Below are 9,359 nucleotides of genomic sequence, written 5' to 3'. Positions count from 1 at the left end.
GATCGACGTCATCGTGCCGCGCGGCGGCAAGAGCCTGGTCGCCCGCGTGCAGAGCGAGGCCCGCGTGCCGGTTTTTGCCCATCTGGAAGGCCTTTGCCACATCTATGTCGATGCCTCGGCCGATATCGAAATGGCGAAAAAGATTATCGTCAACGCCAAGATGCGCCGCACCGGCATCTGCGGCGCGGCCGAAACCCTGCTCGTCGATGGCGCCGCGATCGGCACGCATCTGACGCCGCTGCTCGAGGTTCTGACCGAGGCCGGCTGCGAAATCCGTGCTTCGCCGACGGTGCTGAAGGTCGCACCCGGCATGAAGCCCGCGACCGAAGAGGACTGGTCGACCGAATATCTCGACGCGATCATTTCGGTCGCCGTTGTCGACGGCATATCGGGCGCCATCGCCCATATCCAGACATATTCCTCCAACCACACCGAGGCGGTTATCGCCGAGGACCCTGAGGTCGTCGCGCGTTTCTTCACCGAGGTCGATTCGGCGATCCTGCTACACAACGCCTCGACGCAATTTGCCGATGGCGGCGAGTTCGGCATGGGCGCGGAAATCGGCATCGCCACCGGCAAGATGCATGCCCGTGGCCCCGTCGGTGTCGAACAGCTCACCTCTTTCAAATATCGGGTGCATGGTGCCGGACAGACGCGGCCCTGACGTGACGACCGAGAATGTGGACCGGCACTATCTCCGCATGCCGCACAGCGAGCGCGGCATGGTCGTCGGTCTGTTCGGCGGCTCGTTCAATCCGCCGCATCAGGGCCACGCGCTCGTCGCTGAAATCGCCATCAAGCGGCTCGGCCTCGACCAGCTCTGGTGGATGGTCACACCCGGCAATCCGCTGAAGAGCCGCAACCAGCTCGCTCCGCTTGCCGAGCGCATTGCCGAAAGCGAGCGTGTTGCCGCCGATCCGCGCGTCAAGGTCACCGCCTTCGAACAGACGTTCGGCGTTAGCTACACCGCCAACACCCTTGCCCGCGTCAAGGCGCGCAATCCGCATGTGCATTTCATCTGGATCATGGGCGCAGACAGCCTGCAGACCTTTCACAAGTGGCAGAAATGGCAGGAGATTGCCCGCACTTTCCCGATCGCGGTGATCGATCGGCCGGGTGCGACGCTCTCCTTCCTCTCCTCGAAAATGGCCAGGACCTTCGATTTCGCCCGTGTCGATGAGGATGACGCGCGTGTTCTCTGGAAGAAGCGTGCGCCGGCCTGGACTTTCATCCACGGACCGCGCTCCGGCCTGAGTTCGACGGCAATCCGCAACGGCTCGTCGCACGGCGACGCCGAATAGAGCGCCGCGCGCCCGGCAAGATGCATGCGCCGGCCTGATTTCATAAGATCCCGAAAACGAGAAAGCCCGACGGGGGAGGAGATCCGTCGGGCTTATAAACTCGATCGACAACTGGGAGGAGGAGTGTTGTCGACCCTATCGAACGGCTATGGGAGGAGGAGAAGCCGTGTCGATGAGTATGTTTTATCATATTCGACAAAAAGGTGAATATCGATTGGTGCATTGCAGCAATGCATAGGATGCAAATCTCGAGGTGAATTTGGCTTCCCCATTGCCGTTTTTATTAGCAAAAATTAAGGAACTGGTCCCGGCCGCCGGGAGTCCTTGCGGTTTGCAAACTGACTCCCAGGTATTTTCACCCTGCTGATCTCACTTTCGGCGGAAGCCATGCACCTCACGAATGCGTGAACATTGCGCTGCTGCGAACGCGAGCGCCCAATACGGTTATATTTTCTTGGATATATCCCTAGCCAAGGCGTGTGGCTCGTTATATTCGTCGCAATATTTCGAACCCCGGGGAATAATCATGCAAAACCGTCGCCAATGGATGAAACTGGCAACCGCCGCGATCTCGGCCCTCTGGCTTGCCGCGACAGCGCTTCCGACGCCTGCCGCCGCAGCCGAAAAGCTCACCGTCTTTGCGGCGGCGAGCCTCAAGAATGCGCTCGACGCCGCCAATGCCGCCTGGACAAAGGAAAGCGGCAAGGACGCCGTCGCCTCCTATGCGGCGAGCGGGGCGCTGGCCAAGCAGATCGAAAACGCGGCTCCTGCCGATGTCTTCATCTCGGCCGATCTCGACTGGATGGAGTATCTCGCCAAGAAGAACCTGATCAAGGCCGATACCCGCTCCAACCTGCTCGGCAACAAGATTGTGCTCGTGGCGGAAAAGGACAAGGCAAAGCCAGTCGAGATCAAGCAGGGCTTCGATCTCGCAGGACTCCTCGGTGGCGGCAAGCTTGCCATGGGTGAGCCGAAATCGGTTCCGGCCGGTAAATACGGCATGGCCGCGCTCGAAAAGCTCGGCGTCTGGAAATCAGTGGAAAGCAAAGTCGCCGGCGCCGAAAGCGTGCGCGCCGCCCTTGCCCTCGTCTCGCGCGGCGAAGCGCCTTATGGCATCGTCTATCAGACGGATGCCGCGGCCGATAAGGGTGTCGCCATCGTCGGCACATTCCCCGCCGATTCCCACCCGCCGATCATCTATCCGATCGCAATCCTCGCCGAGAGCAAGAACCCGGATGCATCCGCCTATCTCGACTTCCTGAAATCCGACAGGGCGGCCGCCTTCTTCACGGCGCAGGGTTTCACCATCCTGAAATGATCTGGGCTTCCAAGTGATTGAGGGCTGAAATGATTGCGGAATCGTCGGCCGCAGCTTAGCGTGAGGGCTCGCCTCGGCGAGCCTTCGATTTCCCGGGGAGACCGTAGCATTTGGACATGTTGGGCTTGAGCGATGAGGAATGGACGGCGATCCTGCTCAGCCTGCGCGTCTCGATTGTCGCCATGCTGGCGAGCCTGCCCTTCGGCATCCTCGTCGCCCTGCTGCTTGCACGCGGCCGCTTCTGGGGTAAATCGGTGCTGAACGGCGTCGTTCACTTGCCGCTGATCCTGCCCCCGGTCGTCACCGGTTTTCTTCTCCTCATCCTGTTTGGCCGCCGCGGTCCGATCGGCAGCCTGCTCGACCAGTATTTCGGCATCGTCTTGTCTTTCCGCTGGACGGGTGCTGCACTGGCCTGCGCCATCATGGCCTTTCCGCTGATGGTGCGCAGCATCCGCCTGTCGATCGAGGCGGTCGACCGCAAGCTGGAAGAGGCGGCAGGAACGCTCGGCGCCGGCCCCGTCTGGGTCTTCCTGACGATCACTTTGCCGCTGACTTTGCCCGGCATCATCGCCGGCATGATCCTTTCCTTCGCCAAGGCGATGGGCGAATTCGGCGCGACGATCACCTTCGTCTCCAACATTCCAGGCGAAACCCAGACGCTGTCGTCGGCGATCTATACCTTCACCCAGGTGCCCGGCGGCGATGCCGGCGCGCTCCGCCTGACGCTCGTCGCCATCGTCATTTCCATGGCTGCCCTGCTCGCCTCCGAATTCCTTGCCCGTCTCGCCGGCCGGAGGATCGATCCGGAATGACGCTGATCGTCGAGGCAAAACAGAGGCTCGGGGCCTTTTCGCTCGATGCCGCCTTCACCTCCGAGCGCGGCGTCACCGCGCTGTTCGGCCGCTCCGGCTCCGGCAAGACCTCGATGATCCGCATCATCGCCGGCCTCGCCCGCCCGGACGAAGGGCGCGTCGTCCTCGACGGCGAGCCCCTGACGGAAACCGAAACCGGCATCTTCGTTCCGAAACATCGCCGCCGCTTCGGTTATGTCTTCCAGGAGGCCCGGCTTTTCCCGCATCTCAGCGTTCGCGCCAATCTCTTCTACGGCCGATGGTTCGCGGCGAGAACCGCGCGCGGCGAGAGCTTCGATCACATCGTCGACCTGCTCGGCATCGAGACGCTGCTGGAACGCAGCCCCGCGAAACTCTCAGGCGGCGAGAAGCAGCGCGTCGCCATCGGCCGCGCGCTTCTCTCCTCGCCCCGCCTGCTGTTGATGGACGAGCCGCTCGCCGCCCTCGATGATGCGCGCAAGGCCGAGATCCTGCCTTATCTCCAGCGATTGCGCGACGAAACCGACATCCCGATCGTCTATGTCAGCCATTCGATCGCCGAGGTGGCGCGGCTGGCAAACCAGGTCGTCGTCATGCGCGACGGCAAGGTGGAAGCGACAGGCCCCGCGATCGACATATTGAGCCGCCCCTCCGCCGCCTCCGAGCGGCGCGAGGCGGGCGCGCTGCTGGAAGGCACGGTGGAAAGCTTCGATGCGCTTCACCGCCTGTCGACTATCGCTCTGAAATCCTGCCAGCTCCATATTCCCGGTGCCGCCCTTGCGCCCGGCAAATCGGTCCGCATCCGCATTCCCTCCCGAGATGTCATGCTGGCGACCGCAAGGCCCGAGGGGCTCAGCGCGCTGAATATCCTGGAAGCAAGGATAGAAGCGATGTCGTCGACCGAGGACGGAACGGTGGAAATCCGGCTCGATTGCGGCGGCGATATCATTCTTTCCCGGATCACCACACTGTCCTGCGAGCGTCTGGATCTTCGACTGGGAAGGGCGGTCTTCGCCGTCATCAAGACAGTTGCCCTGGAGGCCTGATCAGCCGCGCTCGCCCTGCTGCAGGTTACGCTTGCCCTCGAGCCAGGCGAGATCTTCGGCAAGGCTGGTGCGCATCGTCCTTTCCATCCGGCGGAAACGCGCCAGCAATTCCTCGCCGAACGGCGTCAGCGCCGCGCCGCCGCCCTTCTGCCCGCCGCGCTGCGATTCCACCACCTGTTCAGAGAACATCCGGTTCATCTCGCTGACCAGCAGCCATGCCCGGCGATAAGACATGTCCATCGCCCGCCCCGCCGCCGAGATCGATCCGGTCTGGCGGATATGCTCCAGCAGTTCCATCTTGCCATGGCCGAGGCGATCCTCATCCGGGAAGCTGATTCGCAGGACGGGCACGAGTGTTTTTGCGGCTGAGTCGGTCATTGAATCTGGAGATCGTGGAATTTGCCGCACTTTACGCTGCGGCATGGAAACTGTACACCGCCCGCACGAGGCCGCCCCGAGCAGCCAAATACTTCAATTCGAACGGCAGATCGGATTTTCGGCCGTTCCGTACCTTAGCATGTCTTGAAACATTAATCGTTTGATGCCTATCTTAACCATGATCCGGTCTCGATCGGATCTGTGTTGTGCATAGTTTGTCATTCCAGGAAAGGGAAAGCACTGACAACAGTACACGCCAAGGGAAAAACGTTCGCCGTTATCCCGAAGAGTGCGGAACGTGGCGCCGATGCCGCCGCCCGTGCCCTAGAAACCGTCCTCGCCAGCCTCGAGGACTCCAAAGCGGAAGATATCGTCACCATCGACATTGCCGGAAAATCGGCGCTGGGAGACTACATGATCGTCGTCTCCGGCCGCTCGAACAGGCATGTCATGGCGATCTCGGATCACCTGCTCACCGACCTTAAGGACGACGGCCTCGGTACGGCCCGCGTCGAAGGTCAGGAAGGCGGCGATTGGGTCCTGATCGACACTGGTGACATTATCGTGCACGTGTTCCGTCCCGAAATCCGCGAGTTCTACAACATCGAAAAGATGTGGGCGGCTCCGGATATGGATGAAGAAACACGGCACTGACAGGCGTGCCGGCATCTTGTCCGGCGCCTGAGACGTGGCATTGGCTGGCCGGAAAACATCACAAACCGGCCGGTGGCGTAGTGTGCGCCCGAAGTGCAGCATGAGCGGGAGCGGATGAATGCGAATAGGTCTTTTTGCGGTGGGACGGCTGAAGTCCGGCCCCGAAAAGGATCTTGTGGCCCGCTACCTGGACCGTTTTGCCAAGGCCGGCCCTGCCGTCGGCCTCGAATTCACCCGTGTTGCCGAAGTTGCCGAAAGCCGTGCCTCCAATGCGGAGACCCGCAAAGGCGAAGAGGCAGCGATGCTTTTGAAATCGCTTGCCGATGGCAGCATCCTCATTCTTCTCGATGAACGCGGCAAGGCGCTTGATAGCGAAGCCTTCGCAAACCTGCTCGGCTCCTATCGCGACCAGGGCAAACGCGAGCTCACCATCGCGATCGGCGGTGCCGACGGCCTCGATCCTTCGCTTTACGACCGTGCCGACGCCACGCTGTGCCTGGGCAAGATGACCTGGCCGCACCAGCTCGTGCGCACGCTGATCGCCGAGCAGCTCTATCGTGCCGTCACCATCCTGTCTGGTCACCCCTATCACCGTGTCTGATGCCGCATCGGCCCGATGTGTCGGCAAAGCGTCGGCCAATGCGTCGCAATGTCACGCAGCCGTGTTTGCTTGGCCACCCGTTCTCCTGCAAACGTTATGGCAAAGCGCATCAAATCAGCTTAGTCTCCGCGCGATTTGAGAAAGTGCCCCAACACGCATGACGAGAGCATCCACCAGGCGATACCGCATGATCCTCCCGGCTATCGCGGCCGGCGTCGGTGTGGCGGTGATTGTCGTGTCGGCAAATCCGTTCGTCGTCCGGGCGCAGGAGGCCGCGCCCGAGGCGGCACAATCTGCCCCGCAGCCGGCAGCCGAGCCGGCGCCACCCGATCCGGCCGCCGAACTTGCCGCCAAGCGTGATCAGACCCGTGCCGAACTCGAAACCCTGTCGAAGACGATCAGCCTCTCCACCGACAAGGTGAGCGCGCTTCAGCAGAGCATCGCCGATCTCGAAAAGAGCACCGAAAGCATCCGCCAGGCGCTGATTGATTCCGCCGCCCGCCGCAAGGCGCTCGAAAAGCAGATCCTCGAAAGCGAGAAGAAGCTTGCCGATCTCGGCGTCAAGGAGGATGGCATCCGCCGTTCCCTGCACGAGCGCCGCGGCCTGCTGGCCGAGGTGCTGGCAGCGCTCCAGCGCATGGGCCGCAACCCGCCGCCCGCTTTGCTCGTCACCCCCGATGACGCGCTCGCCTCCGTGCGCAGCGCCATTCTGCTCGGCGCCGTTGTGCCTGGCATCCGCAAGGAGACCGACAAGCTTGCCGCAGACCTCGCAAGCCTCGCCGCATTGCAGACTGCAAGCGCCGCCGAGAAGGCCTCCCTGACCGGGACGATGACTGATGGCATCGAGGAAGAGCGGCGCATGGACCTGCTGCTTGCCGAAAACGACAAGCTCAGCCGCAGCAATGCCGCCGAACTCGCGGCCGAAAGGAAACGTTCCGAGGAGCTGGCAGGCAAGGCGACCAGCCTTGAAGGCCTCGTCGCCTCGATGGAATCCGAGATCGCTTCGGTGCGGGATGCTGCCGCTGCCGCCCGCCAGGCGGAGGAGAACCGCAAGCTTATGACGGACGAGCAACGCGCCCAGGCCAAGGCTCTCGCCGACAGCGGTGTGCCCGATAAAAACCGCATTGCGCCCGCATATCCCTTCGGAGAATTGAAGGCGAAATTGGAGGTGCCCGTTACGGGCGATATCCTGCGCCAGTTCGGCGATGCCGACGGCACCGGACACGAGGCCATGGGAATGACGGTCGCCACCAATCCGGAGACGGTGGTGACGGCGCCTGCGGATGGCCTGGTGGTTTTCGCCGGCGCATTTCGCAGTTACGGCCAGATGATCATCCTCGACGCGGGCGATGGGTACCACCTGGTTCTCTCGGGAATGGATACGATCAATACCCGTCAGGGAAAATTCGTTTTCTCCGGCGAGCCACTTGCCGTGATGGGCGCGAAAAGAGTGGCAAGCGCAACTGCATTGGCGCTGGAAACGAACCGGCCAACGCTTTACATTGAATTTCGAAAGGACGGTAAACCGGTCGATTCCCGGCCGTGGTGGACCGCCAAAGACACTGGAAAGGCACGCAATGATTCGTAGGGCTTCTCTTGTTCTGGTCGGCGCATTGATGGGTGCGACCGCAATGAGCGTCATTTACTCGGCGGGTGTGCCGGCAGAAGCGGCCGGATCCTCGACCTACAAGGAACTGTCTGTTTTCGGAGATGTCTTCGAGCGTGTGCGTGCGCAATATGTGACGCCGCCTGCGGAAGACAAGCTGATCGAGAACGCCATCAACGGCATGCTTTCCTCGCTCGATCCGCATTCGAGCTACATGAATGCGAAGGACGCCGAGGACATGCGCACCCAGACCAAGGGTGAGTTCGGCGGCCTCGGCATCGAAGTCACGATGGAAGATGAACTCGTCAAGGTCATCACCCCGATTGACGATACGCCCGCCGCCAAGGCCGGCGTTCTCGCCGGCGACTATATCTCCGAGATCGACGGCCAGTCCGTGCGTGGCCTGAAGCTGGAAGACGCCGTCGAGAAGATGCGTGGCGCCGTCAACACGCCGATCAAGCTGACGCTGATCCGCAAGGGTGCCGACAAGCCGATCGAGCTGACGATCGTCCGCGACGTCGTCGCCGTCCAGGCAGTCAAGTCGCGTGTCGAGGACGATGTCGGTTATCTCCGCATCATCTCCTTCACCGAGAAGACCTATCCTGACATGGAAAAGGCGATCAAGAAGATCAAGGACACCGTTCCGGCCGACAAGCTGAAGGGTTATGTTCTCGACCTGCGCCTCAATCCGGGCGGTCTGCTCGATCAGGCGATCAATGTCTCCGATGCCCTGCTGCAGCGCGGCGAAGTCGTTTCGACCCGCGGCCGCAATCCGGATGAAACCCGCCGCTTCAATGCCGGCCCGGGCGACCTGACGGATGGCAAGCCGGTGATCGTGCTGATCAACGGCGGTTCGGCTTCCGCATCGGAAATCGTCGCCGGCGCTCTTCAGGATCTGCGCCGTGCCACCGTTCTCGGCACGCGCTCCTTCGGCAAGGGTTCCGTCCAGACGATCATCCCGCTCGGCGAAAACGGCGCGCTGCGCCTGACCACGGCGCTCTATTACACGCCGTCGGGCCGCTCGATCCAGGGTACCGGCATCACCCCCGACATCAAGGTCGAGGAGCCGCTGCCGCAGGAACTGCAGGGCAAGATGGTGACCGAAGGCGAATCCAGCCTGCGCGGCCACATCAAGGGTCAGAGCGAGACCGACGAAGGTTCGGGCTCCGTCGCCTATGTCCCGCCGGACCCGAAGGACGACGTTCAGCTGAACTACGCGCTCGACCTTCTGCGCGGCAAGAAGACCGATCCGGCCTTCCCGCCGAACCCAGACAAGGCCGTCGTCGCCAAGTAGTCGATCACATCAAGGCCGGGCACCTCGCCCGGCCTTGACCCTTTCTGCTGTTTCCCGGTTTTGGAGCGGGCGAAAAATTGGGAACGGACCTGCATACGCCCCTGGGCCGCAACCGCAAAGCCGGCCGCAAGCGTCCGGGTTTTCTGCGCCTGGGCCGCATCGCCGCCAGTCTTTGCCTTTTCGCCATAGGCGGCTTTTCCCTCTATACGGCATTTCGCGGCGATGGGCTCGAACGCACCAAACCGCCGGCCGCCGAACAAGCCGCAACGCCCCCTGCCAATACGCCTCAGCCGCCGACGGCCACCACGGGCCAAGCGGCCGACGGCATGCC

The 9,359-nt window shown here is 62.2% G+C and carries 10 protein-coding genes and 1 pseudogene; 10 read left to right on the top strand and 1 reads right to left on the bottom strand.

From position 1 onward, the window contains the following. The 5 genes from MOV76_RS36825 to modC all read left to right on the top strand — a co-directional run. The coding region (locus tag MOV76_RS36825; RefSeq protein WP_247266397.1) for a glutamate-5-semialdehyde dehydrogenase at positions 1–664 on the top strand (664 nt) is incomplete at its 5' end. Further along, entirely contained in the window at positions 639–1,301 is a 663-nt protein-coding gene (locus MOV76_RS36820; protein ID WP_018448365.1) for a nicotinate-nucleotide adenylyltransferase, read from the top strand. The genes MOV76_RS36825 and MOV76_RS36820, both read left to right, overlap by 26 nt. Positions 1,302–1,827: 526 nt before the next feature. After that, entirely contained in the window at positions 1,828–2,619 is a 792-nt protein-coding gene (gene modA / locus MOV76_RS36815; RefSeq protein WP_247266396.1) for a molybdate ABC transporter substrate-binding protein, read from the top strand. Between the two features lie 110 nt (positions 2,620–2,729). Then, entirely contained in the window at positions 2,730–3,431 is a 702-nt protein-coding gene (modB, locus tag MOV76_RS36810; protein ID WP_130653305.1) for a molybdate ABC transporter permease subunit, read from the top strand. Continuing rightward, positions 3,428–4,495 (top strand): molybdenum ABC transporter ATP-binding protein, encoded by a 1,068-nt coding sequence (modC, locus tag MOV76_RS36805; protein WP_130653306.1) that lies wholly within the window; start codon positions 3,428–3,430, stop codon positions 4,493–4,495. The genes modB and modC overlap by 4 nt, the downstream gene beginning before the upstream one ends. Here modC and MOV76_RS36800 read toward each other — a convergent pair whose 3' ends face one another. Next, complete coding sequence (locus tag MOV76_RS36800; RefSeq protein WP_018244112.1) at positions 4,496–4,873, bottom strand: winged helix-turn-helix domain-containing protein; 378 nt, start codon at positions 4,871–4,873, stop codon at positions 4,496–4,498. Positions 4,874–5,083: 210 nt separating this feature from the next. Here MOV76_RS36800 and rsfS point away from each other — a divergent pair, with 210 nt between their 5' ends. From rsfS to MOV76_RS36775, 5 genes and pseudogenes are all read left to right on the top strand, one after another. After that, a complete protein-coding gene (rsfS, locus tag MOV76_RS36795; protein ID WP_003589592.1) occupies positions 5,084–5,527 on the top strand; it encodes a ribosome silencing factor in 444 nt (147 codons plus the stop codon). 118 nt (positions 5,528–5,645) lie between these two features. After that, complete coding sequence (rlmH, locus tag MOV76_RS36790; protein ID WP_247266395.1) at positions 5,646–6,128, top strand: 23S rRNA (pseudouridine(1915)-N(3))-methyltransferase RlmH; 483 nt, start codon at positions 5,646–5,648, stop codon at positions 6,126–6,128. A gap of 187 nt (positions 6,129–6,315) precedes the next feature. Next, a complete protein-coding gene (locus MOV76_RS36785) occupies positions 6,316–7,716 on the top strand; it encodes a murein hydrolase activator EnvC (protein WP_131702795.1) in 1,401 nt (466 codons plus the stop codon). After that, a complete protein-coding gene (locus MOV76_RS36780; protein WP_017995549.1) occupies positions 7,706–9,028 on the top strand; it encodes a S41 family peptidase in 1,323 nt (440 codons plus the stop codon). Before MOV76_RS36785 ends, MOV76_RS36780 begins: the two co-directional genes overlap by 11 nt. 77 nt (positions 9,029–9,105) lie before the next feature. After that, positions 9,106–9,359, top strand: a pseudogene (locus MOV76_RS36775) (divergent polysaccharide deacetylase family protein); the annotation flags it as partial.

It is taken from the genome of Rhizobium sp. PRIMUS64 (assembly GCF_023006465.1).
GTDB classification, from domain to species: Bacteria; Pseudomonadota; Alphaproteobacteria; order Rhizobiales; family Rhizobiaceae; genus Rhizobium; species Rhizobium leguminosarum.
This window is presented reverse-complemented; position numbering and strand designations above follow the sequence as displayed.